This window comes from Bacillus atrophaeus (genome assembly GCF_039519175.1).
GTDB lineage: Bacteria > Bacillota > Bacilli > Bacillales > Bacillaceae > Bacillus > Bacillus atrophaeus.
Window position 1 is genome coordinate 477193 of the sequence record NZ_CP154443.1, and the last position, 23885, is coordinate 501077.

General features: G+C 45.4%; 20 protein-coding genes. 6 read left to right on the forward strand and 14 right to left on the reverse strand.

Features of this window, described 5'->3' with window-relative positions; translation table 11 throughout:
* Window positions 1-28 precede the first annotated feature (28 nt).
* The gene (locus tag AAHT65_RS02575) at window positions 29-955 is read right to left on the reverse strand and encodes a substrate-binding domain-containing protein (protein ID WP_088117962.1); all 927 of its coding nucleotides are present in this window, start codon (window positions 953-955) and stop codon (window positions 29-31) included.
* A gap of 119 nt (window positions 956-1074) precedes the next feature.
* Between AAHT65_RS02575 and modA the strand changes: the two genes are divergently transcribed.
* From modA to AAHT65_RS02590, 3 genes are all read left to right on the forward strand, one after another.
* On the forward strand, window positions 1075-1866 hold the full coding sequence (modA, locus tag AAHT65_RS02580; RefSeq protein ID WP_343310933.1) for a molybdate ABC transporter substrate-binding protein: 792 nt from the start codon (window positions 1075-1077) through the stop codon (window positions 1864-1866).
* Window positions 1838-2530: a molybdate ABC transporter permease subunit gene (gene modB / locus AAHT65_RS02585; RefSeq protein WP_343310934.1), complete on the forward strand. Its 693-nt coding sequence runs from the start codon at window positions 1838-1840 to the stop codon at window positions 2528-2530. Before modA ends, modB begins: the two co-directional genes overlap by 29 nt.
* A gap of 113 nt (window positions 2531-2643) precedes the next feature.
* A complete protein-coding gene (locus AAHT65_RS02590) occupies window positions 2644-3069 on the forward strand; it encodes a VOC family protein (protein WP_343310935.1) in 426 nt (141 codons plus the stop codon).
* Window positions 3070-3119: 50 nt separating this feature from the next.
* Here AAHT65_RS02590 and AAHT65_RS02595 read toward each other — a convergent pair whose 3' ends face one another.
* Window positions 3120-3950: an aldo/keto reductase gene (locus AAHT65_RS02595; RefSeq protein ID WP_003326936.1), complete on the reverse strand. Its 831-nt coding sequence runs from the start codon at window positions 3948-3950 to the stop codon at window positions 3120-3122.
* A gap of 369 nt (window positions 3951-4319) precedes the next feature.
* On the opposite strand from AAHT65_RS02595, the gene yvgO reads away from it, so the two are divergent.
* Complete coding sequence (gene yvgO, locus AAHT65_RS02600; protein WP_088117966.1) at window positions 4320-4805, forward strand: stress response protein YvgO; 486 nt, start codon at window positions 4320-4322, stop codon at window positions 4803-4805.
* Between the two features lie 66 nt (window positions 4806-4871).
* Here yvgO and AAHT65_RS02605 read toward each other — a convergent pair whose 3' ends face one another.
* From AAHT65_RS02605 to AAHT65_RS02625, 5 genes are all read right to left on the reverse strand, one after another.
* Complete coding sequence (locus AAHT65_RS02605) at window positions 4872-6887, reverse strand: Na+/H+ antiporter (RefSeq protein ID WP_003326933.1); 2016 nt, start codon at window positions 6885-6887, stop codon at window positions 4872-4874.
* Window positions 6888-7216: 329 nt separating this feature from the next.
* Window positions 7217-8938, reverse strand: a complete 1722-nt coding sequence (gene cysI, locus AAHT65_RS02610; protein WP_003326931.1) for an assimilatory sulfite reductase (NADPH) hemoprotein subunit — start codon at window positions 8936-8938, stop codon at window positions 7217-7219.
* Between the two features lie 27 nt (window positions 8939-8965).
* Complete coding sequence (locus AAHT65_RS02615) at window positions 8966-10783, reverse strand: assimilatory sulfite reductase (NADPH) flavoprotein subunit (protein ID WP_343310936.1); 1818 nt, start codon at window positions 10781-10783, stop codon at window positions 8966-8968.
* Window positions 10784-11101: 318 nt separating this feature from the next.
* Window positions 11102-13423 carry an RNA polymerase recycling motor HelD gene (gene helD / locus AAHT65_RS02620; protein WP_343310937.1) on the reverse strand — a complete coding sequence of 774 codons (2322 nt, stop codon included), beginning with the start codon at window positions 13421-13423 and terminating at the stop codon, window positions 11102-11104.
* 191 nt (window positions 13424-13614) lie between these two features.
* Window positions 13615-14223 carry a trimeric intracellular cation channel family protein gene (locus AAHT65_RS02625; RefSeq protein WP_010789927.1) on the reverse strand — a complete coding sequence of 203 codons (609 nt, stop codon included), beginning with the start codon at window positions 14221-14223 and terminating at the stop codon, window positions 13615-13617.
* Between the two features lie 300 nt (window positions 14224-14523).
* Here AAHT65_RS02625 and AAHT65_RS02630 point away from each other — a divergent pair, with 300 nt between their 5' ends.
* On the forward strand, window positions 14524-15333 hold the full coding sequence (locus AAHT65_RS02630) for a zinc-dependent metalloprotease (RefSeq protein ID WP_094232778.1): 810 nt from the start codon (window positions 14524-14526) through the stop codon (window positions 15331-15333).
* Between the two features lie 30 nt (window positions 15334-15363).
* Here the strand turns inward: AAHT65_RS02630 and AAHT65_RS02635 are convergent, their stop codons facing one another.
* The 6 genes from AAHT65_RS02635 to csoR form a co-directional block, all read right to left on the reverse strand.
* The gene (locus AAHT65_RS02635) at window positions 15364-15783 is read right to left on the reverse strand and encodes a disulfide oxidoreductase (RefSeq protein WP_343310938.1); all 420 of its coding nucleotides are present in this window, start codon (window positions 15781-15783) and stop codon (window positions 15364-15366) included.
* 1 nt (window position 15784) lies between these two features.
* Window positions 15785-16456: a DsbA family protein gene (locus tag AAHT65_RS02640; protein ID WP_063637986.1), complete on the reverse strand. Its 672-nt coding sequence runs from the start codon at window positions 16454-16456 to the stop codon at window positions 15785-15787.
* A gap of 111 nt (window positions 16457-16567) precedes the next feature.
* Window positions 16568-18679, reverse strand: coding sequence for a heavy metal translocating P-type ATPase (locus AAHT65_RS02645; RefSeq protein WP_094232779.1), 2112 nt, complete (start codon window positions 18677-18679; stop codon window positions 16568-16570).
* A 208-nt stretch (window positions 18680-18887) separates the two neighbouring features.
* Window positions 18888-21299: a copper-exporting P-type ATPase CopA gene (gene copA, locus AAHT65_RS02650; protein ID WP_343311497.1), complete on the reverse strand. Its 2412-nt coding sequence runs from the start codon at window positions 21297-21299 to the stop codon at window positions 18888-18890.
* A gap of 81 nt (window positions 21300-21380) precedes the next feature.
* On the reverse strand, window positions 21381-21590 hold the full coding sequence (gene copZ, locus AAHT65_RS02655; RefSeq protein ID WP_010789932.1) for a copper chaperone CopZ: 210 nt from the start codon (window positions 21588-21590) through the stop codon (window positions 21381-21383).
* A gap of 77 nt (window positions 21591-21667) precedes the next feature.
* Entirely contained in the window at window positions 21668-21973 is a 306-nt protein-coding gene (gene csoR, locus AAHT65_RS02660; RefSeq protein WP_003326920.1) for a copper-sensing transcriptional repressor CsoR, read from the reverse strand.
* A 104-nt stretch (window positions 21974-22077) separates the two neighbouring features.
* Between csoR and AAHT65_RS02665 the strand changes: the two genes are divergently transcribed.
* Window positions 22078-23178, forward strand: coding sequence for an oxidoreductase (locus tag AAHT65_RS02665; protein WP_425524841.1), 1101 nt, complete (start codon window positions 22078-22080; stop codon window positions 23176-23178).
* 42 nt (window positions 23179-23220) lie between these two features.
* On the opposite strand, the gene azoRB is transcribed toward AAHT65_RS02665, so the two are convergent.
* Entirely contained in the window at window positions 23221-23856 is a 636-nt protein-coding gene (gene azoRB, locus AAHT65_RS02670; RefSeq protein ID WP_010789936.1) for an FMN-dependent NADH-azoreductase AzoRB, read from the reverse strand.
* Window positions 23857-23885 lie beyond the last annotated feature (29 nt).

Consider the following 23885-nt stretch of genomic DNA (forward strand, 5'->3'; position numbering starts at 1 on the left):
AATCCCTCTTTTGACAAAGGGGGATTTTTTAGGTTTCATATACTATTCTGCCGCTCATTTTCGTATCATATCCGTTTAGTTGTGAAAGATGCGATTTATATTCTTTTGAACTCAGGATGTCTGTTACAGTGTCGAGCAGCTTTTGATTTTTTTTCAGGATGACGATGTCGTACTGTTCCTCGATAAGCGGTATAAAGTCGGCGTTCCCCATATGGGCGGCATGCTGTGCGCCTATGCCCACATCCGCCTGCCCCCTTGAGACTTGAGAGGCAACCGAAAAATGATCAGTCACAATATCGTTGTATCCCTTTACGCCAGACGGCTTTATACCAAGCACGCCAAGCTGTTCATCAAGCAGCACTCTTGCGCCTGAGCCCTTTTCCCTGTTGACGATCCGGATATCGGTTCTTTTCAGGTCTTCCCAGCCTTGAATGTTTTGCGGATTTCCCTTTTGAACATATATCCCTGCCTGGCGAATGACGGCATTGATCAAGCAGAATGGTTCGCCTGACAGAATGCGTTTCACATAAGGAATATTGTATTGCCCGGTTTCCGCATCGTATAAATGCAAGCTGACAATATCACATTGTCCCCGATACATTTCGATGAGGCTGTTTAAGCTCCCGCTGTATTTGCGAAGCGGCGTCTCTTTAATGGCCTTCTCCAAATGTTTGCTGAGCAAATCCATGGACACATCCTGCCCGCTGATAATGACCGTTTCTTTCTCGCCCGATTGCAGTGTATCTGACGTTTTTTGTTCTTCATGACGGGGCGCCTGTTGCGGCATCCTCATTTTTGATTTATACAGCTTCAAATCTTCTTCATCAACCCGCATTTGCCTTCCGACCCGATAAGCGGGGATCATGCCTTTTTTTATCAGATCATATACGGTAAGCTTTGAAACCTTCAGCAGGCCCGCGACTTCTTCGATTGTATAGGAAGAGACTTCGCTCATCGTTATCACACTCCACTGTTATTATACCTTTTTACATGTTTGAAAAAAACCACATAAGAAGACCTCAATACGTTATAATTAATGATAATTAGATATATATAATGATAAGGAGTGCAGTTATGAGAAGAAAGAATTTGATCTTAACAGCAACAGCCATGACCGTCTGTTTACTTGCCGCAGGTTGTTCATCCAATCAAACGTCAAAGGATGCCGACAAAGACGTCACCTTGACTATTTCAGCGGCTGCCAGTGCTCAGGATGCGTTAGAGGAAATCCAAAACAATTATGAAAAGACACACTCAAACATTACCATTCAAGACAATTACGGCTCTTCAGGGGCCTTGCAAAAACAAATTTCCCAAGGCGCAGAAGCCGACTTATTCTTCTCGGCGGCTGAGGATAAATTTCAAAAGCTTGTAGACGACGGTGATATCGCCAAAAAGGACAGCACGGACCTAGTCGGGAACGAAATCGTTCTTGTTGTGCCCAAAAATGGCGATTCTCCTGTGAAGCATTTCGATGATCTCACAAAGTCAGACACAGAAAAAATCGCCCTCGGAACACCTGAATCCGTTCCCGCTGGAGCCTACGCGAAGGAGTCACTGACAAAGCTGTCATTATGGGATAAAGTAAAAGACAAAATCGTATACGGAAAAGATGTACGGCAAGTGCTCTCCTATGTGGAGACCGGAAATGTCGACGCGGGCATTGTCTATAAAACAGATGCGCTCGTCTCCAAAAAAGCGGAGATTGCCGATGAAGCAGATGCCGACACTCACAGCCCGATTGTCTATCCGCTGGGCATTGTAAAAGATACAAAGCATCGGAAAGAAGCAAAGGAATTTTACGACTATTTGCAAACGGATGAAGCGATGAAAGTGTTTGAGAAATATGGATTTACTGCCGAATAATATCACAGCTTCCGAGTTTTTCACGCCTGTTCTTCTGTCGTTTCAGGTCGCCGCGGCGGCAGGGTTCGCCGTTATCATTCTTGGCACACTGGCAGGCGCATGGATGGCAAGGGTGCGTTTTTTCGGCAAAACCGTCGTCGAAACAATCTTTATGCTGCCGCTTGTTCTTCCGCCAACAGTCGTCGGTTTTATTTTGATTGTGATCTTCGGAAAACACAGCATAGCAGGACAAGCGATAGAATGGCTGTTTGACCGTCCCGTTATTTTCACATGGTGGGCCGCAGTCATCGCTTCGGCAATTGTCGCCTTTCCGCTTATGTACCAATCAGCGAAAACCGGCTTTGCTGACATCGACCCTGACATTCAAGGCGCCGCAAAAATAGACGGAGCCGGCAGGTGGCAGGTCTTCATGTACATTTCCGTTCCGCTTGCATTTAAATCACTGCTGTCCGGGAGCATTCTCAGTCTGGCCCGGGCACTTGGTGAATTCGGCGCCACGCTGATGTTTGCCGGAAACATTCCCGGTGTCACCCAAACTTTGCCGACTGCGATTTACGTAGCCATGGACTCAGGCAGCAACGCTCTCGCCTGGGCTTGGGTCATCTGCATTATCGTCATTTCTTTCATTATGTTATTTTTGATTCAATTAAAAAAATCAGCTTAAATTGTCATAAAGACCAGGGCCGTACCATTGCTCCGGTCTTTTTCTGTTTTTGCTTGACCCTCCCGTTACGTGATCATCTATCTTATATGTAACTTCAAAAAAGGGGTGTAATCATGACAGAATTTTATCCAATGCCTTTGTTTGTCAAATTGTCAGTAAGTGATATAGAACGTTCGCTTAGCTGGTATAAAGCTGTGCTTCACTTTGAATCGGTTTTTGAATTGACGGGTAATGACGGGAAAAAAGTGATGGCACATATTCGCGGCAAAAAGTATCAAGACATCTTATTGGAATCTGCACAAATGAATACAGACATCAATGGAAAAGGAGTTAAGTTAAACGTGATGGCAGATAATGTCGATTCGTTTTTTGAGAAAGCAAAAAGCGCAGAAGCTAAAATTACAGAAGGCCCTATTGACCGCCCATGGAACGCACGCGAGCTTGTGTTACAAGACCCTGACGGATATCTCATCACACTTTCCATGCAAATCGATAAGAATAAAACGATGGATGAAGTAACAGACCAAATCAACAATTAGTTTGTATTGAACTAAAAAATCCCCTGCCTGCCGGCGGGGATTTTTGTTGCTTAGAAAAGAAGCTCGTCCGGATTCGGTCCGACACGTTCATCTTTATTCAGCGCATTGATCTTTTCAATATCTTCTTGAGATAGTTCAAAATCAAAGATATCTGCATTTTCTATAATGCGGTGTTCCTTAATTGATTTTGGAATTGTAATGACGTCTTGTTGTAAATCCCAGCGTAAAATAACTTGGGCAACAGACTTATTATGTTTCTCAGCAATTTGTTTCAGCACTTCATTGTCTAACAGCTGGCCCTGCATAAGCGGAGACCACGCTTCAACCTGAATGCCTTGCTTTTTGCAATACTCTCTTAGTTCAACCTGTGTAAGACACGGGTGGAATTCAACCTGGTTCACCATCGGTTTGATTTCCGCATCTTTAAGCAGTTCTTCCAAATGATGAACTTGGAAGTTGCTTACGCCGATCGCGCGGACCTTGCCGTCTTTGTACAGCTTTTCCAGTGCGCGCCAAGTATCTTTATATTTATCCTTGCCAGGCCAATGGATCAAATATAAATCCAAGTAATCAAGTTCTAACCTTTCAAGGCTTTTTTCAAAAGCAGCAAGTGTCGTTTCATATCCTTGATCTTCGTTCCACACTTTAGATGTGATGAACAGCTCGTCTCTGGCAACGCCGGATTCTTTAATGCCCGCTCCGACACCTTCTTCGTTTTTGTAAATAGCAGCCGTATCAATACTGCGGTATCCGTTTTTGATTGCCGCTTTTACGGACTCCGTCGCTTCACTTCCGTTTTCCACTTTGAAAACACCAAGACCAAATCGCGGCATTTCCACTCCATTATGCAACTTTACAGTATCCTTTAAACTTGCAACCACTTTGAACAACCACCTTTTCTCTCGAATTCTAATTATCCCCTGTATTATCTCATATTCTTACCAACGGAAACCAATAATAAGCTTTGCTGCTTTGGGCTGCCTAAAAAATAGATTTTCCCTTGAATGAAGCAAACCGGTAACCTTCTTCTAATGCAATAGCACTACGGAGGAAACAGCCACTTTTGCTTTCATGCAAAAAAATGGCGTATCCCCTCCTTTTTTCATAATATAAACGTACATTTTCTAGTAAAAGGTTATTAGGCCAGCAATAAATCTACTAATATTTTCTTATTTTTATAGAAATATGAATATAAAACAGCATAAGGGGTAAATGCAAACTGTACCCAAAACTTTTAAAGGAGGAAACACATGAAACGTTCTCGTGTCCCTATGACCCTTATGCTTGGTGCCGCTTTGTCACTCGCTCCTATGTCTTTTGCTTCTGCTGAGGAAAACCCCGCGCCTAAGGCTTCACAACAATCGACGGCCGGTACAACGGCTGCCGAAGTCGGTTTAAATGTGAATGTTGATGTATTAGGAATCGCCAACCAAATTGCTGACTCCATTAAATCAGCTCAGAACCGGGACGGATTTGTGAAAAACTTAATGGAATCCTCTTTCTATGCGTCAGGCCAAAAGTATAATGTCATGGTTTTTAATCTAAGCCAAGAATATGAGGATCACTTTAATGGCGTCAAATTTTACGGATCAGCTGTTTATGACGGCATTACTTACGGAATCTGGGTATTTGAAGACGGAAGCTTCACTAACAAAGGGGACGGCGGCTGGATTAACTGGGCCTTCCGAGGCTGGTTTGACCGGAATGACAATACTGTCGAATTCCATCGTCCTTAACATACACAAAAAAAGCTGGCGGTTAAGACTCATCGGTCTTATCCGCCAGCTTTTTTTGTGTAAAAATTAATCTCCGCCCTCCAGCATCGCAGCTTCCACATCATTGATATACTGACGGAGCTGATGGGTGATATCGCGGGAAATTTCCCGTTCCTCAAAGAGTGTTTGGATTTCATTTCGTATGGCCTGCACAGCCTTCAATTTCACTTCAAGCTTTTGATTTTCGAAATGGGAATTCGATTTCTGCTCATGATGGCCCTGTTCCAATCTGAAAATCAAGTGATTGTAAAACGCGATCACAGAGTACGTCACTTCTTTATTTTCATCTGTCGTATGTTTTTTCAGGTTTTCTATTGCTGCTTTAGCTGTTTTCACTCTGGTTGACCGGATCAAGCCCTCTTCATTCAGAATCGACATTTCCGGTTTTTTAAGCTGTCCGAAAAAGATCCAATACAGAAGGCGTTTCAGCTTTGTTTTTGATAAACCAACCTTAAACGGATTGGCATAAAGCATTTCTAATTCATTGAATCTCTCCTGAAGGCTGTTCGCCGTTTCTTCAGGGATCTCTCCGCGGTCAAGCAGCCGCATCAGTTCTGCTTGTTCAGCCTTCACTCCGTAAGCGCGGAGTTTGCGTTCATATTTTTTCACACGGCTTTTGGTCGTGTATTGCTGAAAACGAAGATTTTTCATTTTCTCATTGTATTCGGCAATGACCGCTAAGGACGCTGTTTTGTTTGTATCGTTCAAGTCTTCTTTTATCGTATGAATGGCTGTTTTAATCAGCTTGCGTCTCGCTGTCATCAGCTTTTCATTCTCCTCTTTCACGTTCTCCTCTTCTTTATCAGACAGCATAGGCAGCACGATACTTGCAATGACAAGTGTGCACAAAATGACGCCGGCCGCTAAAAAGATAATTAAGTTTCGCTCAGGAAACGACGTACCGTCCGCCAGAAAGTAAGGAATCGAAAACGAACCCGCAAGCGTAACCGCTCCCCGTACGCCTGAAATAGAGATTAATAACGTTGAACGAAGGCCCGGTTTATAAATATTTTGGTCTTTATTAAAGAACCACTTGCCGTTCCAGAAGAACAGAACCCAAAGAAACCTGAGAAGCATCAATGTAAAGGTGATGACAAGAATATAACCGATCACCATCATATTATTAAATGCCGTATCGTTAAAGATAACAGATATAACATCAGGAATCTGCGTTCCAAGGATAACAAAGACCAGTCCGTTTAAAATAAATAGAATAATACTCCATGTACTTGATGATACAATTTGCAGTTTCACCATTGAAGATTCCAGACGGTCTTGTTCCACCGCATGGGTAATTCCGCCTGCCACGACTGCTAAAATGCCGGAAACACCGATTTCTTCAGCTGCCAGATAAATGACAAAGGGAGTCAAGATCTGAATCAGCATATGCATGGTGACGTCCTGCATCCCGAGACGGCGAAGGAAAAGCCGAAAGCGTATGATCAAAAAGGAGATGATCACACCGCTCAATAAACCACCGGCAGCGATGAGCACAAAGCTGAAGGCAGCTTCCGCTAATGAAAAAGTTCCCGTAACGGCTGCCGCAATCGCAAATTTAAAGGCGACAAGTCCCGATGCATCATTCATCAGCCCTTCTCCTTCAAGCAGGCGGAGAATTCCTTTTGGCATCTTTACTCTGCTTGATAAAGCACTTACCGCCACCACATCTGTAGGCGACAGAATGGCCGCAAGCCCAAATGCGGCAGGAAGCGGAATGCTCGGAATCATCCAATTAATCGTATACCCTCCGACAATTACGGTAGCGAACACGAGGCCGAGAGCCAGAAGTAAGATCGGCGCTCTTAAATTCCAAAGCTCCGCCCGCGGCGTTCTCTTTCCGTCGTTGAATAACAGCGGTGCGATAAACAGGACAAAAAATAATTCCGGATTTAAATCAAAATGGAGCCCCCGCGGATATGCAGCTGCTAAGATTCCAAGCGCCACCTGAATTAACGGCACCGGAATAAAAGGGATAAACCGATTCACGATATTTGAGATCGCAATAATGGTTAGTAGAACAAGGACAACTAAAAATATTTCCAAATGCACGACCTCCTCAATCTCTGCATGTTTAAAACATTCATTACAAATGATGGTTTTCCTGTGTCTTGATGTGCTTTGCAGGAGAAGATGAAGGCTTTGTTTTTCATCATAATTCCATGGATATGAGTTTCGTCCACACTAGTCTCTCTATATATGTTACCCTTTTTTGCAGAAAATTTCTCATATTATGCTTACTGGGAACTTTTTTGCCTTTAGTAAAAAAATCCTTTTGTTCGTCTGCCTTTACCCTTTTCCTTATTAGAATGGCCTGATTCTGTCTTTTAAATGATAAAAAAAGAGACAGGCGCCCATCCTGTCTCTGATACACTTTATTCATGATGAAAATTCGTTCCGTCTGTCGTTGCTTTGATGACACCGGCGCGGATGACAAAGTCACCAAAGTGCTCCCCTTCATTCCGTTCTTTCGCGTAGCGGGAAAGAAGCACATTCAGTTCGCTTAAAATCTCTTCTTCACCGATATTTTCGCGGTACATTTTGCTTAGGCGGCTGCCGTCAAAGGCCGCGCCCAGATACATGTTGTATTTGCCCGGCGCTTTCCCGATAAACCCAATTTCGCCGAGTGCATGGCGCGCACAGCCGTTCGGGCACCCTGTCATACGAATCGTGATTTCTTCATCACGAAGGCCGTTTTCATTCACAATGTCTTCTATTTTATCAATAAGAACCGGCAAATATCTTTCCGCTTCCGCCATCGCCAGTCCGCATGTCGGCAGTGCGACACACGCCATAGAGCTGCGGCGTAATGCTGAATGCTGTCTTCCGTCTGTCAGCCCGTACTTTTCAATCAGGCTGCTGATGGCATCCTTATTCTGGCTTGTGACATTTGAAATAATCAAGTTTTGATTTGATGTCAGCCGGAATTCGCCGGTATGGACTTTTGCAATTTCACGTAATCCCGTCATGAGTTTGTAATCATCATAATCGGTAATACGGCCGCCTTCAACAAAGAGCGTAAAATGCCACTTGCCTTCTACACCTTTTACCCAGCCGTAGCGGTCGCCGTTATGGTCGAAATGAAAAGCCTTTGCTTCCGCCAAGCTCCATCCGAGCCGGTTTTCCAGCTCCGCTTTGACCGTTTCCACTCCAAGACGGTCAACTGTATACTTAAATCTCGCGTTTTTTCGGACGGAACGGTTTCCGTAATCACGCTGAATCGTAATCACTTTCTCCGCTACATCATACATTTGCTCAGGTTTGCAGAATCCGATGACCTTCGCCAGCTGCGGGTATGTCGCTTGGTCACCATGCGTCATACCCATGCCCCCGCCGATTGCCACGTTAAAACCGATAAGCTTGCCTTCCTCCACAATCGCAATGAAGCCGAGGTCTTGTGAGAAAACATCAACATCATTGGATGGAGGAACAGCGATACCGATTTTAAATTTCCGCGGCAAGTAAAGAGGCCCGTACATCGGCTCGACTTCTTCGGTTTCCGGAGTCCCGGCCACTCTTTCCTCATCCAGCCAAATCTCATGATATGCCCTAGTGCGCGGCAGAAGATCATCGCTCAGCTTTTTGGACCATTCATACACTTCTGTATGGATCTCAGACTGATATGGATTTGAAGCGCACATGACGTTACGGTTCACGTCGCCGCAAGCCGCAATCGTATCTAACAAGGCCGCATTAATCTCTTGAATTGTTTTTTTCATGTTCCATTTTAAAATGCCGTGCATTTGAAATGTCTCACGGGTTGTAAGCTTTAAGGTATTATTGCCGTATTTCTGGGACAGGTCGTCCATGACAAGCCATTGAGCCGGCGTCGAAACACCGCCCGGCATACGGACACGCAGCATGAACTGATACGCCGGTTCAAGCTTTTGCTTTTGCCGTTCATTGCGGAGATCCCGGTCATCCTGCAAATAGCTTCCGTGGTGCTTCATCAAGCGGTTGTCGTCATCTGGGATTCCGGCGCTGATCCGGTCGAGCATCACTTCTTTGAGTGTGCCGCGCAAATAGTCGCTTTTTTCTTTAATGTCCTCAACATCACTCGGAGAGCCTTCCGGTGCTTTTAAAATGTTGTTCACCATGTTGAAAAAACTCCTTTCAAACCAAAATCAGTATACGTCACGCTGGTAACGTTTTTGCTGCTGCATATCCGCTAAGTATTCTTCCGCTTTTTCGCGGCTCATGCCGCCTTCTTTTTCGATAATATCAATCAGAGCCTGATGCACGTCATGCGCCATGTGCTTCTCATCTCCGCAAATGTAAACAGCCGCTCCTTCTTGAATCCACGCGAACATTTCTTTGCTGTGTTCAAGCATGCGGTGCTGCACATATACTTTTTCGTCTGTATCACGAGAGAACGCAACATCCATTTTCGTCAGCACGCCGTCCTTCAGCCACTTTTGCCATTCCGTCTGGTAAAGGAAATCCGTTACGAAATGCTGATCGCCGAAAAACATCCATGATTTCCCTTCCGCTCCCGCTTCTTCGCGCTCCTGCATAAAAGAACGGAACGGCGCAATGCCTGTCCCCGGGCCAACCATAATGATCGGTGTTTCAGGGTTATCCGGCAGTTTAAAATTCTGGTTATGCTGAATGTAGATCGGCAATGTATCTCCCGGCTGAAGACGTTCCGCGCATAAAATCGAGCAAACGCCTTTTCTTTCACGGCCGTGTGCATCATACCGGACAGCGCCGATTGTCAGATGCACTTCATCCGGATTCGCTGATAAGCTGCTCGCAATTGAATAAAGGCGGGCCGGCATTTTCCGGAGAATTGCGATAAATTCTTGCGCCGATACGCCCCACGGACCGAAATCGCGAACCAGATCGAGCACATCACGCCCTTCAAGATACGCCTTTGCTTTTTCTTCATTGCCCGGCGATAACAGTTTACGCAAATCCTCGTCAGCAGAAAGTTGCGCTGCCTGCTGAAGAAGCGGTTTGGTTAAAACGGTAATTTCAAAGTGAGAAATAAGCGCTTCTTTGAGCGGACGAACGTCTCCTTGTTTATTGACCGTCACCACTTCTTCCGGGTCCCAGTTCATTTCCTCCAAAAGCATATCGACAAGAGCCGGATCATTTTCCGGATAAACGCCGAGGCTGTCCCCCGGTTCATATGTGAGGCCTGATCCTTCAAGTGACAGCTCAAGATGGCGTGTTTCTTTATTTGAACCGCGTCCGTTCAAATTAATATTCTCGAGCACTTCTGCCCTGAACGGATTTGTTCGGGAATATGCCGGCTCACCTGATTGAGGCGCCGCTGCCGGAGTTGGCTCAGCAATACCGCTTTGCGCTTCGCTCAAGCCGCCAAGGACCTCTTCAACCCATTCTGCCGCAGGCTCATCATAATCAAGATCGCAGTCAACACGCGGAGAAAGCCGTGTTCCGCCGAGTTCTTCCAAACGGGCATCAAATTCTTTTCCCGTTTGGCAGAAAAACTCATAGGAGCTGTCTCCAAGCGCCAATACAGAAAAACGGAGATCATCAAGCTTCGGCGCCCGTCTGCTATGAAGAAACTCATGGAATGACAACGCATTATCCGGCGGGTCGCCCTCTCCATGTGTACTCACCACAATAAGAAGATTTTTTATTTTCTTTAAATTGTTCGGCTTAAAATCGCTCATGGACGAAACGTTTACTTGATAGCCGCGGCCTTCAAGCGTCTTGCCCGTATTTTCCGCAAGCCCCTGCGCGTTGCCCGTCTGTGATCCGTAAAGAATGGTCACTTCTTTTGAAATCGTCTGCGCCGTATCCCCGGCAGGAAGCGCCGCCGGCGCTTCCGCTGTTCCTTGGACAGAACCAGACTGGGCTGCGGCAAGATAACCGCTCAGCCAGATTTTTTGAGATTCGGTCAAGGTCGGCAGAAGACGGTTAAGGAGCTCTGCCTGCTCCTGATTAAACGGACTGTTCATTACCTGAAGTTGCAACGATATCCACCTCACAAAGAATATTAACTCATCGTACGTCATTTTTTTAAATAGTTGGTCTTTTTAAAAAAAAGCTTCTTATTGAACTTTACCGGAAGATGAGAATTAAGTAAAATAGATAAACATGATGATAACGATTAAGATTACTAATGATAGACTGGAAATAATTTTGTTCCTTTGAATGAATTGTTTCCAGTACACTTCTTCAATAAGCCGGGCTTGAAATGCTATTAAAAGACTCAGAATATCCTCACAAAAAAAGAGAAGGTTCCCCTTCTCTCTCGGCATTTATATTACTGTAATGTTCCAGGCACTCTTTTATTTGCCCTCATACAAATGAGATGGAACAGCCTGCAAAAACGGACTTGCTTCACCTAGATAAAATATCGTTACAGCATGCATAGCGCGCGTGCAAGCAGTATATAACAGCCTGCGGTCGTACTCGGTTTTGTATTGTTCGCCTGATGCATTATAGACAATCACCGCGTCAAATTCGATTCCTTTTGCCAAATAAACCGGAATCAAACAGACTCCCTTTTGGAACGTTTGATTTTCTTTATCGATCAGCCGGATGTCCGTATACTTGCTGATCTCATTGTAAGCCTGTCTGCATTCCTGAACAGTTTTGCAAATAACCGCGATGGTTTCGTGCCCATTTTTCTTGAAGTGCTGTATGGTGTCTTTGATCTTTGCGTGCAGTTCTGCCCGTCCTTCCGTCTTTTGAATGAGGGGCTTTTCTCCATTTCGGTTAAAAGGTTCAATTTCCGCGCCGTCGACGAGCAGCCCTTTTGTAAACTCAACGATCTGCCTTGTTGATCTGTAGGTTCTCATTAAACGGATATATTCTGCAGCATTTTCTTCAAAACAGGCATCCATACGCTGAGCGCCGTTCATTGCATGCGCGTAGATGGACTGATTGATGTCGCCAAGAATGGTCATTCTTGCGGCGGGAAACAAGCTTCGCAAATACGAAAGCTGAAACGCCGAATAATCTTGAGCTTCGTCGATAAACAGGTGTTTGATCTGTGTATTTTGTTTCCTGCCTTCAATACTATCCTGCATATATAGAAAAGGCGCCGCATCTTCATAATGCAGCAAGCGCTGCGCAAAACTCGCGCGAGTCAGCTTGCCAATCGCTCCCCACTGCCCAGTTGCGGCATTATCGCCCCAATCAGAAAACATCTGGAGATACAATTGTTTTACATCAATAAAAGCAAGCTGTTTAATCGCATGTTTAATCGGTTTGAACGCCTTCTTTACGATCATGGCCGCCAGCAGCTGCTGCTCTCTTTGATGATCGTTAAAGGTATGCTCGCTGAATTGCTCACGGGTTTGAAGCTTTTTATAGGCTTCTAAAAACTCTTCCTTGTCGAGAAGCTCGATATCTTGAATAACCCAGTCTTTACGCCGTTCCCTCTTTTCCATCTTGCCGATTTCCAACAGCAGCCATTCCGCGGTCAGCTCCATACGGTTCGGGATGGAAATGCTTTGTTCCAGCGAATAAAAATAGGTTCGTATTTGCTCTTTTGTGATCAGCTTTTCTTTCCGGAAAACAACATTTTTGAATAAAATCCCTTCGGAAGAAAGCCAGTTGACATAACGGTCAATCAATCCTTGAAAAGCCAAGTCCGATTTAAACTGAATACCGGCCAGCCTTGTGGCAGCGGTTTTCTCTTTTGTTTCTGACAGACAATATTCCAACTGCTCAAAAGGGCTTTCACATTGAAACTTCCTCCCAAGCCGATGCTCGATATACTCCTGAAACGTTGTCTGTTCCATGTTATCTTCTCCAAGCTCAGGCAGCACGGCGGACACATAGCTGTTAAACAAAAAGTTTGGGGAAAACAGCACAATTTGCCGGGCATCAATCACCCCGCGCCACCGATAGAGCAAATAGGCAACTCGCTGAAGCGCCGCGGATGTTTTTCCGCTTCCCGCAGCTCCCTGAACGATTAAATATTTGCTTGTTTCATTACGGATAATCTGATTTTGCTCTTTTTGAATTGTAGACACGATGTTTTTCATTTGGGTGTTCGAATGGCTGCTTAACACTTCTTGCAGCATCTCATCCCCGATTGTCATATCTGTGTTAAACATTGCCTTAAGCGTGCCGTTTTTAATGATAAACTGGCGCTTCAGCACAATCTCTCCTTCTATCGTTTCACCCGGCACCTCGTACTCAGCTTTTCCTGGGGAATAATTATAGTAGAGACTTGAAATCGGCGCCCTCCAATCGTAGACGAGAAAGCGTTCCTCATTCTCATCCATACATGAGGTAAGGCCAATGTATACTTGTTCCGGTTTCTGATCTCCTTGTTCAATAAAATCAACCCGCCCGAAATAAGGAGATGCCCTTAATTTTTTTATATTTTGAATCTGCCGATATATGTGCCGATGGCTCCGTTCCCTTTCAGACAGAATTTCAGCCTGCTGCTTGATGCTGGAAAACGTTTCGGCAGCTTCATGAGCGTCATCCATGTTAACGGTGACGTCCTCCCAGAAGTTTTTTCTGATGCCGATAATATCATGCTTTAACCCGCCGGCTGATGTTTCGAGCTTCTTTTGTTTTTTGTCCAGCTCTGTCAGTATAGCTTCGACTCTTGACTGCTCCTGTTCCCATTCCTTTTTCTCTTTTTCCATGAACGGCACCTCCGGAAAGTATTTGACAAGCGAAGACAAAATACGGTATAATTAAATTGGATATAAATTTAATATATACAAAAAAATACTAAATACAGTTTATCTTAACATATCTGCCCACCTGAGTTCAAGGTTTGGGTTATTTATAATGAAAAAAACCGATTCCTATTGGATATCGGTTTTTTTGTATATTAGTTATTCACATAAAAGGAACGGTTTGGCAGCTTCCATTTAAACATATATGAACAGACGCGGCATGCCACCAGCATAATGAACAGCACGTATAGCCCGACCGAGTTTCCCATCCAGCCAAGACCGACAATTAAACCGCCCAGCGCCGCCCAAACGGCATAAATTTCTGCTTTCAGCACCATCGGCTTTCTTCCGGCAAGTAAATCGCGAACAATTCCGCCCCCGCTTCCCGTCAGTACAGCCGCGACAATGACCGCACTAAGCGGATGCCCCATTTTAACGGCATACAGCGCGCCCTGAATCGTGAAGGCAGCGAGGCCGATCGCATCTGATAAATTTCCCCATTTGTTCCAATGCTTCAGCAACAGTTTCGGGAACAAGAAAACAATCGTAATCGACGCTAAAGCGATTTGAAAGAATGCGCCCTGTTCCCATAAAGCCGAAACGGGCACTCCAATCAGCACATTGCGAATCGCGCCCCCTCCGAACGCTGTGACAATTCCCAATATATAAACTCCTAAAATATCATACTCTTCTTCCATCGCAACAATCGCGCCGCTGACCGCAAACGCAATGATACCAATTACACTGAGCAGTTCCCAAGCCATTCCTCTGACTCCCTTTATTTTTATGAAATTTTCTGACGACCTCTAGATTTTATAATCGCTTCGCTCTAAAATCAACCTCATTTACACAGAAAAAAAGATAAATTTAGAAAGATCAGATAATAATGCTGAAGCAGCCGGGACCATAGCTTATTTTTCGGCATCATTCCATTTTATAAACAGTCACATTGCCCTCTGGAAACTAAAAAAAGCCAGAACAATTTTCCTGTTTTTAACTATAGAAGAAGGTATTTCATTATGTGCAGTGAATACATCTACTGTAAAAAAAAGGAGGAATCATGGATGAAGATGCGTTCAATTGCTTTTTCAGTTTTGCTTACAGCGGGTATTATTCCGGGTCTGACATCTGCGGGAAATCTTGAGGCCGGCCACGATCATCACCATCATGCGGAGAAGGCGAAAACAACCTATGCGGATTCGCTTCCGAAGGCAAAAGATTTTAAAGATTATAACGGAAAGGTTCAAATCGAACAAACAGTCGACACAAAGATTCTGGACGAAAACGGCAAGCAGGTCGGCAAAAAACGGTATAAAGCAAATGTTAGGGAAGACAAAGCTTCAACTAAAGCAGGCACCGGAAGCCAAAAGGTGAGCGTACTCGCTGTAGCGGATGCTGAATACCGCGCAAAGTACAGTGACTGGCAGACAAGAATTGTCCAAATTATCGAACAGGCCGATGTGGCTTTTAACCGGGATCATGACATTGATTTTGTCGTGCAGGCTGTCCAGCCGTGGACTTCTTCCGGCTCAAACAGCTCTCAAATTCTCTCTAATCTCCAAAACAGCTTCAGATACCAAAACTATAAATTTGTTGCCGGTTTTACTGCAAAATCAAGTTTTGACGCAGGCGGCATTGCTTACGTATACAACGGAAAGCCAAGCGGTCCGGCATTCAGCGTCAACCTTGATCAAGGAACAGCGAATACGGCAAAAGCGGCCCAGCATGAGTTCTCCCATAACTTCGGACTTTCTCATGACGCACAAGGAAGCGGCATCCGCTGCATTATGAACTATGATTATTCTTATACCGTCGATACGTGGGACAGTGCCCACAACAGGCAGATTACAACAAACAAAGCTTGGTACCGTTAAAAAAGCACCCGCTTATGCGGATGCTTTTTTCTATTGTTCAGATTTTTCTCCTTTGACAAAGCACATAAAAATGATGATGAGGATAAAGGCAATCAGCGCCAAAAAAGGAATTGTAATAAAACCGAACCAGTTAATATATTGGCCAGAGCAAGGCACACCGCTTACGCACGGCTTTACCCCGCTAAATCCCGGCACTTTTTGTTCCAGATAATGCATGATCGAAATACATGCTCCGATAATCGACATCGGAAGCACATATTTCTTTACGCGGACATCACCTTGAAACGTTGCGATCCCTAAAATAAGGACAAGCGGATACATGAGAATTCGCTGGTACCAGCACAGTTCACACGGGATGAACTTTTTAATTTCGCTGAAATACAGGCTGCCCAGCATGGCGATAAGAGCGACGACCCAGGAAGCATATAAAAATACAATTCTATTTTTCATGCTACTGCTTTCCTTTCAGCTCTTTTTCTATCGCTTTTTTAATCTCGCTATAATCGCCAAATTTCTTAATGACTTTATCATTCACATAAATGGTTGGGGTCGCTTGAATGTTTAATTTATTATTAAGCTCAGAGTCCTTTTCCACTTCCGAAGAAAACGTTTCTTTATCGAGATTCTCCTTCAGCGTAGCAGGATTGACCTTCGTTGTACTCTTTGCGACATTTCCCAGTAACGCAGGTGTTACCCACTCTTGCTCTGTGTTCGGCTGTTCTTCAAACAGCTTTTCATGAAATGACCAGAAGGAGTCAGGATCTTCTTTCCATACTTCCTCTGATGCAAGAGCCGCTAGCCTTGAACCCTTACCGTGGAACATAACATTTACAAAAGAAAATTTCACATCGCCCTTGTCAATAAAGTCCTTCTGGATTTTTGGAAAAATGTCGTTGTTGAATACTTTGCAGGAAGGACATTTGTAATCTCCGAATTCCACTACCGTTACAGGCGCATCATTCTTGCCGAGCACAGGCTGTCCTTTAATGGACGGCTGACTCGAAACCGTTTCGCTGCTTTGCTGTGTACTATTGTTAATCAAAACGATCCCTGCCAGTAACACAACGACGATAACCGTAAGGATAACCGCGAATTTCGCAGAAGACTGCTGTTTCTTTTTCACTCAGACACCTCATCGTTTAAAATTTAAAAAAGAAGCGGCTATGGCCGCTTCTTCATTTTACCAAGACAACCTGTTATAGAAAAGCCTGAAAAAATGAATACTCTCCGACAATTACTCATTTTTCAGTCTCATAATCCGCATAGCGTTCCCCACCGCAAGCAGCGTAACACCGACATCTGAAAAAACAGCCTCCCACATTGTCGCAAAACCAAGCGCTCCGAGCAAAAGGAATATCGCTTTAACGCCTAATGCGAAGCCGATGTTTTGCCATACAATGCGCCGTGTCCGTCTCGCAACACGAATCGCTTCTGCTATTTTGGAAGGCTGATCTGTCATAAGAACGATATCCGCGGCTTCTACTGCGGCATCTGATCCAAGACCGCCCATTGCGGCTCCGATATCCGCCCGTGCTAGTACAGGCGTGTCATTGATGCCGTCACCTACAAAAATCAGCTTTTCATTGGGCAGGAGTTTGGCTTCCAGTGCCTCTATCTGCTCCACTTTATCCTGCGGCAGCAGATCTGCATAAATGTCGTCGATCCCCACTGACTTTCCGACAGCTTCTCCAGTCTGTTTTGTATCACCAGTCAGCATGATGGTGCGTTTGACCCCGAGTGCTTTTAATGCAGTGACGGCCTGTTTGGCGTCTTCTTTGATTTCATCGGCAATCACAATTGAGCCGGCATACCGATGATCAATCGCGATGTGAACGACGGTTCCCGTCATCCCGGTTTGACCGTGATCAATTTGCTCCTTATCCATCAGCTTCATATTACCCGCCAATATGGCTTTTCCGTTTACCGTTGCTTTAATGCCGTGTCCGGGAATTTCCTCGTAGGACTTAATCGCTTCAGCAGATAGCGTTTTCCCATAAGCTTTTCTGATTGATTCGGCAATCGGGTGCTGTGAATGTATCTCAGCTAAAGCAGCAGTCTCGAGCAGCTCTTCTTTTGTAAATTCCCCCGCCGGATTCAATTCAGTCACTTCAAAGCTTCCTTTTGTTAATGTTCCTGTTTTATCAAAGACTGCATACTTCACCTGGTTCAGCGCTTCTAAATAATTGCTTCCCTTCACGAGTACGCCCGCTTTAGACGCTGCTCCGATACCGCCGAAAAAACCGAGCGGAATAGAGACGACCAAGGCGCACGGACAAGAAATAACTAAGAATATAAGCGCGCGGTACACCCAGTCAGACAGCACGGCGCCGGAGATAAGAAGCGGCGGCAAAAATGCCAGAAGCACGGCAATGATGACAACCGCCGGCGTATAATACTTGGCAAACTTCGTAATAAAGTTTTCCGTCTGCGCTTTCCGGCTGCTTGCGTTTTGGACTAAATCCAATATTTTCGAAACGGCGGAATCCTCATAACCTTTTGTAACTTCTATGTGCAGCACGCCGTTTTGATTGATAAAGCCCGCCATCACGTCTTTTCCTTTTTCCGCTTTTTTCGGAACGGATTCACCTGTCAATGCTGATGTGTCAACCATTGACGCTCCGGCTGCAACACGCCCGTCCAGCGGAATATTTTCTCCCGGATTTACAATGATAATGTCTCCGATCTTTACTTCCTCCGGTGAGACAAGACGAATGCCCTCGCCGGTTTTGAGGTTCGCATAATCCGGCCTGATGTCCATTAATTCACTAATTGACTTTCTAGACCGGCTGACGGCTGCTCCCTGAAACAGTTCGCCGATTTGATAAAACAGCATAACCGCAACGCCTTCAGGGTATTGATGAATGATAAAAGCGCCGATTGTGGCCAGAGCCATCAGAAAATGCTCATCAAACACTTGTCCCCGGAAAATATTTTTGATTGCCCTTGCGACAATGTCGCCGCCGATGATGAGGTAAGCCGCGAAGTATAGTAAAAATTCCATTGCCGCGCCGGGGTGGGCCAAAAGCGCAATCGCTCCCAGAACCGCTCCCGCCGCAAGTCTTAACAGCATGTGCTGCAATCGTTTTTTATAGCCGTCATCTGCTGGTTTTTTCTCATGTTTCGGGCGGACAGTCACATGGGATTCAATTGATTTTACCTTTTTCGCCACCTCATTCAGCAGCCATTGTTCATCTTTTTCGCTAGATGAGACAGTTAACGTGCTTGCCGCAAAATTGACTGCGCACGAGTCAATTCCGTCAATGCCCCTGACGCCATTTTCAATTTTTTTCGCACAGTTGCTGCAATCCAAACCGTTCAGCATAAATTCCTGCTTGCCTTTTTCCATCTGTCTCACCTTACCTTCCGAATTAGGGTTCCCGCTTTACACTTATGAATGAGCATTGTTTAACACATTTATATATATGAGCACATAATCATATATTGATTACTTATATTATATGGCGGTTTCGGAAAAATTGTCAACGAATAACTGTCCAATTTTTTTACAAAAAAACCGTTTTCTCAACTGCTGAGAAAACGGTTTTTGGTAACAATCATTTTGCCCTCTGCAAACGTAAGGCATTTAAAACAACTGACACTGAGCTAAACGCCATTGCCGCTCCCGCTACCCACGGTGCTAAGAAACCGAAGGCTGCGATCGGAATGCCGAGTGTATTATAACCGAGCGCCCAAAATAAATTTTGTTTAATGTTTTTCATCGTCAGACGGCTCATTCTAATGGCATCTGCAATGCTGTTTAGATCACCGCGGATCAATGTAATGTCCGCTGTTTCCATCGCGATATCTGTTCCGGTTCCGATTGCCATGCCGATATCAGCCGTTGCAAGGGCGGGCGCGTCGTTTATCCCGTCTCCGACCATCGCCACCCGACTTCCCGTTTGCTGTAATCTGAAGATTTCTTCCGCCTTTTGTTCTGGGCGCACATCGGCAATCACACGGGTGATGCCCGCTTCTTTCGCAATGGCTTCCGCCGTTTTGCGATTGTCTCCCGTCATCATAATGACCTCAAGTCCCATAGACATCAAGCGTTTCACAGCTTCCCGCGACGTCTCTTTAATGGTATCGGCTACTGCAATCAGCCCGGCCGGTTCCCCGTCAACGGATACGAGCATGACGGTCTTCCCTTCACCTTCAAGAGCTGACATTTGAGAAAGAAGAGCCTCATGCTGAACCCCTTCACTTTCCATCAATCGCCTTGAACCGACAAGAATCGTTTTGCCTGCCGCTTCAGCCGAGACGCCAGCACCGATTTTCGCTTCAAAACGGGTCAGCTTCGGAATGTCGATTCCTTTTTCTTTCACCCCGGCAGCAATCGCTTCGCCAAGCGGATGCTCTGAGCCTGTTTCGGCGGCCGCCGCCAGCCGCAGCAGCTCTGTTTCTTCGAACCCGTCAGCTGCAACAGCGTCCGTCAGCACCGGCTTCCCGTTTGTGACCGTCCCTGTTTTATCAAGGACAATCGTATCGAGGCGATGTGTTTTTTCAAGGTGCTCTCCACCTTTAAAAAGGATGCCAAATTCGGCTGAACGTCCTGAGCCTGCCATAATACTTGTCGGGGTGGCTAAGCCAAGAGCGCAAGGACAGGCGATCACAAGAACAGCGATGAGCTTGCTGATCGCTTCACCAACATCGCCTGGAGCCGCCCAGAAATACCATATAAGAAACGTGATAACCGCAATGCCTAACACAATCGGCACAAAGATACCGGAAATCTGGTCTGCGAGTCGCTGAATCGGCGCTTTTGAACCTTGCGCCTCTTCGACTACCCTGATAATTTGCGAGAGAGCGGTGTCTTTACCTACATTGACAGCCTTGATTTTCAAAAAACCGTTAGCATTCATCGTCGCACCTGTCACACTGTCTCCCGGAGACTTATCGACAGGAATACTCTCGCCTGTAATCATTGATTCGTCTACTGCTGAGCGGCCTTCGGTTACCTCTCCGTCAACAGGAATTCTTTCGCCGGGCTTCACATAGACCAAGTCGCCCGTCATGACGTCTTCAATCGGGATGATTTGCTCCTGCCCCTCTCTGACAACAGTCGCTGTCTTTGCTTGAAGCTTCATGAGTTTCTTGATTGCATTGGATGATCGGCCCTTCGCTTTCGCTTCAAACCGTTTGCCTAATAAAATAAGCGTCAGCAATATGGCGCTTGTTTCATAATAGAGACCGTCGGTATGGCCGTGAGCGCCCAAGCTTTGAATGGTAAGATAAAGGCTGTATACATAAGCGGCTGTGGTGCCAAGCGCAACTAATACATCCATATTGGCGCTTTTGTTTCTAAGCGCTTTGTACGCTCCCGTATAAAACGGCCAGCCGATGACGAACTGCACAGGAGTCGCAAGGGCAAACTGCATCCATGGATTCATGAAGATATCCGGCACCCAAATGAATGATGTGAAAGAAAAATGGCTTACCATCGCCCATAGTAAAGGAAACGATAGGATCGCTGAAAAGATGAGCCTTACCGTCTGCTTCCGCTGTTCCTTTTTTTGCGGACTTTCGGCTTCGCCGTCTGCTTCCCCTCTTTGCTCAAGCTGATAACCGAGCTTTGCGACGGTTTCTTTCAAATCATTGATGGTAACCTCTTTGGGATTGTATTCTACAGCCACTGTTTCTAAAGCAAAGTTCACCGGGGCGCTGCTGACTCCTTCTGTTTTGTTCAGCCGTTTTTCAATTCGGTTCGCACATGCAGCGCATGTCATGCCGGCTATTTGAAACTCTGCTTTTTCCGTCACTACTCCGTAGCCAAGCTTTTCAATTTTTTCTTTAATGGCGGCCGCGCCTGTTTCAGAAGGGTTATACGTGACGTTTGATGTTTCGAGTGCCAGATTGACATGAGCGTCCGCAACTCCATCCATCCGTTTCAGCCCTTTTTCAATTCTTGAAGCACACGCCGCACAGGTCATGCCTGATACTTGGAGCGCAATCTCTTTTTGTTCACTCAACATACTCACTCCTCAGATACACCCAGGGGGTATATGAAAATGAAAGAAAATCGCGCCAGAATAAAAAGCGCGATAGGCGGATCAGCCGGCTACGTCATAGCCTTGGTCTTCAATGGCATCGGTGATCTCTTTCAATGAAACTTGATCGGCATGAAAGGACACATCGACTTCCCCCGCTTCAAGGTTGACATGAACCGCGCTTACGCCGTTCAGCTCCCCCACACTGCTTTCAACTGCTTTGACGCAGTGCTGACAGGACATTCCTTCTACCTTTATTGTTGTTTGTTCCATGATTATATTCCTCCCTGTTTTCTTATTCTGATTTCAGTCTACCATACCCCTGTAGGGTATATCAATAGGCACGCTCATTAAGCTTTCGCGAATTTTTTAAACACATCAAGAAGCTCAGTAATGGCTTGCTCTCCGTCACCGCTTTTGATTGCATCTGACACGCAATGATGCGTATGATCTTCAAGCAAATGAAGGGCGACTTTTTGCATTGCCGCCTGAACGGCTGAAATTTGAACCAGAATGTCCACACAGTAACGATCGTTTTCGATCATGTTTTGAATGCCTCTTACTTGCCCTTCAATCCGTTTTAAGCGGTTTGTGATTTGTTCTTTATCGTTTGAACTTTTATGATTTAATGTTTTATGGTCAGTATGTTTTTCCATGCGTACACCTCTGATTTTTTTGATTAGTTCCCATTATACTTACTGTTGAACCCTATGTCTAAATTTGTGAAATTGAAAAAAATTCCGGTGCTAGGTTTTACCAAATGGCAAAAAGGGTATATATCATTATTCAAACGCTTTATAGGGGAGGAACAAATGTGAATACAGTTCAGGTTGGAATCTTGGGGTACGGGCTTTCAGGCTCAGTGTTTCACGCACCGCTTCTTACTGTTCTCGATCAGTTTCATATCAGTAAAGTCATGACATCGCGGACAGAAGAAGTGAAACGGGATTTGCCGGAAGCTGAGGTGGTCCATGATATTGGAGACATTACGGGTGATCCTGCCATTGAGCTTGTCATCGTCACTACTCCGAGCGGGCTTCACTACGAACACGCAAAGGCATGTCTTCGCGCAGGAAAGCATGTTGTGATTGAGAAACCAATGACGGCAACAGCGGAAGAAGGAGAAGATCTGAAACAGATCGCAGAGGAACAAGGCGTATTGCTGAGCGTCTATCACAACAGACGCTGGGATAATGACTTTCTGACGATTCAAAAGCTGATTCACGAGGGTAAGCTTGAAGACATTAATACATATCAGGTTTCGTATGATCGTTATAAACCCAAAGTTCAAGAAAGATGGCGGGAAAAACAAGGAGCCGGCACGGGCACCCTATATGACCTTGGCTCTCATATTATCGACCAGGCACTCCACTTATTCGGCATGCCGCAGGCTGTGACTGCAAACGTAACGGCACAAAGGGAAAACGCCGAAACAGTTGATTATTTTCATATGACATTGCATTACGGCAAGCTTCAAGTTATCCTTCATGCAGGTTCGATCGCTGCGGCAAACGGTCCGCGCTATCAAATCCACGGCCAGCGCTCAAGCTTTATTAAATACGGTATTGACGGGCAGGAGGACGCGCTCAGAGCAGGCGAAAAACCGGTTGATGACAACTGGGGAGCGGATGACCCGGCGTTTTACGGAGAATTAACAACCGTTCACGGAGATGACCGGAAAACAGAAACGATTCCATCAGTTAATGGCTCTTATCTGAACTACTATGAAAAAATAGCGGATAGCATACGGGAAGGCAATGCGCTTCCGGTTACAGCAGAAGAAGGCATTAACGTGATTCGTATCATTGATGCGGCGGTAAAGAGCAGTGAAGAGAAGCGCACCATTACAATTGAACAATAAAATAAATCCTCCTCACATGGCGTGAGGAGGATTTTCTGTATATTAGAATGTTTTACCTGCTTCTTTCGCGCGGGCGATTGCATCTTCTTTGATTTGCTGCGCTTTATCAGGCTCAGCATTATGACCTTCGACAATCAAGCCGTCAAAAGAAGGAACGCCGAAGAAGTTCATCATGATGCCGATGTAGCGATGGCCCATTTCCATGTCAGCCGCAGGGCCTTCTGAATAATAGCCTCCGCGTGCTTGAATGTGGAGCGCTTTTTTATCAGTTAATAAACCGACCGGACCTTGTTCTGTGTATCTAAATGATTTGCCTGCTACTGCGACTGAATCAAGGTACGCTTTCATAACCGGAGGGAATGAGAAGTTCCATAACGGTGTTACAAACACGTATTTATCAGCTGCGGCAAATTGATCGCTAAGCTCCGCAAGACGTCCGACTTTCGCTTTTTCGTTCTCCGGAAGCTCTTCAAAGCCTGAACCTGATTGAAGCTTGCCCCATCCGCTGAATACGTCAGCATCAATATGAGGAATGTTTTCTTTGTACAGGTCAATATGTACAACCTCATCATTCGGATTCGCTTCTTTATAAGAATCGATAAATGCTTTACCTGTTGCCATGCTGTATGATGTTGCTTCATCATGCGGATGAGCGGTGATATAAAGTACTTTTGTCATGTTTTAACAGCCCTTTCATTTTCAAATTA

What these genes read in the sequence shown, in the direction of transcription:
- AAHT65_RS02575 (WP_088117962.1), bottom strand. Translation starts at nt 955, where the DNA reads ATGAGCGAAGTCTCTTCCTATACAATCGAAGAAGTCGCGGGCCTGCTG.
- modA (WP_343310933.1), top strand. Translation starts at nt 1,075, where the DNA reads ATGAGAAGAAAGAATTTGATCTTAACAGCAACAGCCATGACCGTCTGT.
- AAHT65_RS02590 (WP_343310935.1), top strand. Translation starts at nt 2,644, where the DNA reads ATGACAGAATTTTATCCAATGCCTTTGTTTGTCAAATTGTCAGTAAGT.
- yvgO (WP_088117966.1), top strand. Translation starts at nt 4,320, where the DNA reads ATGAAACGTTCTCGTGTCCCTATGACCCTTATGCTTGGTGCCGCTTTG.
- cysI (WP_003326931.1), bottom strand. Translation starts at nt 8,938, where the DNA reads ATGGTGAACAACATTTTAAAAGCACCGGAAGGCTCTCCGAGTGATGTT.
- helD (WP_343310937.1), bottom strand. Translation starts at nt 13,423, where the DNA reads ATGGAAAAAGAGAAAAAGGAATGGGAACAGGAGCAGTCAAGAGTCGAA.
- AAHT65_RS02625 (WP_010789927.1), bottom strand. Translation starts at nt 14,223, where the DNA reads ATGGCTTGGGAACTGCTCAGTGTAATTGGTATCATTGCGTTTGCGGTC.
- AAHT65_RS02630 (WP_094232778.1), top strand. Translation starts at nt 14,524, where the DNA reads ATGAAGATGCGTTCAATTGCTTTTTCAGTTTTGCTTACAGCGGGTATT.
- AAHT65_RS02635 (WP_343310938.1), bottom strand. Translation starts at nt 15,783, where the DNA reads ATGAAAAATAGAATTGTATTTTTATATGCTTCCTGGGTCGTCGCTCTT.
- AAHT65_RS02645 (WP_094232779.1), bottom strand. Translation starts at nt 18,679, where the DNA reads ATGGAAAAAGGCAAGCAGGAATTTATGCTGAACGGTTTGGATTGCAGC.
- copZ (WP_010789932.1), bottom strand. Translation starts at nt 21,590, where the DNA reads ATGGAACAAACAACAATAAAGGTAGAAGGAATGTCCTGTCAGCACTGC.
- csoR (WP_003326920.1), bottom strand. Translation starts at nt 21,973, where the DNA reads ATGGAAAAACATACTGACCATAAAACATTAAATCATAAAAGTTCAAAC.
- AAHT65_RS02665 (WP_425524841.1), top strand. Translation starts at nt 22,078, where the DNA reads ATGGCAAAAAGGGTATATATCATTATTCAAACGCTTTATAGGGGAGGA.
- azoRB (WP_010789936.1), bottom strand. Translation starts at nt 23,856, where the DNA reads ATGACAAAAGTACTTTATATCACCGCTCATCCGCATGATGAAGCAACA.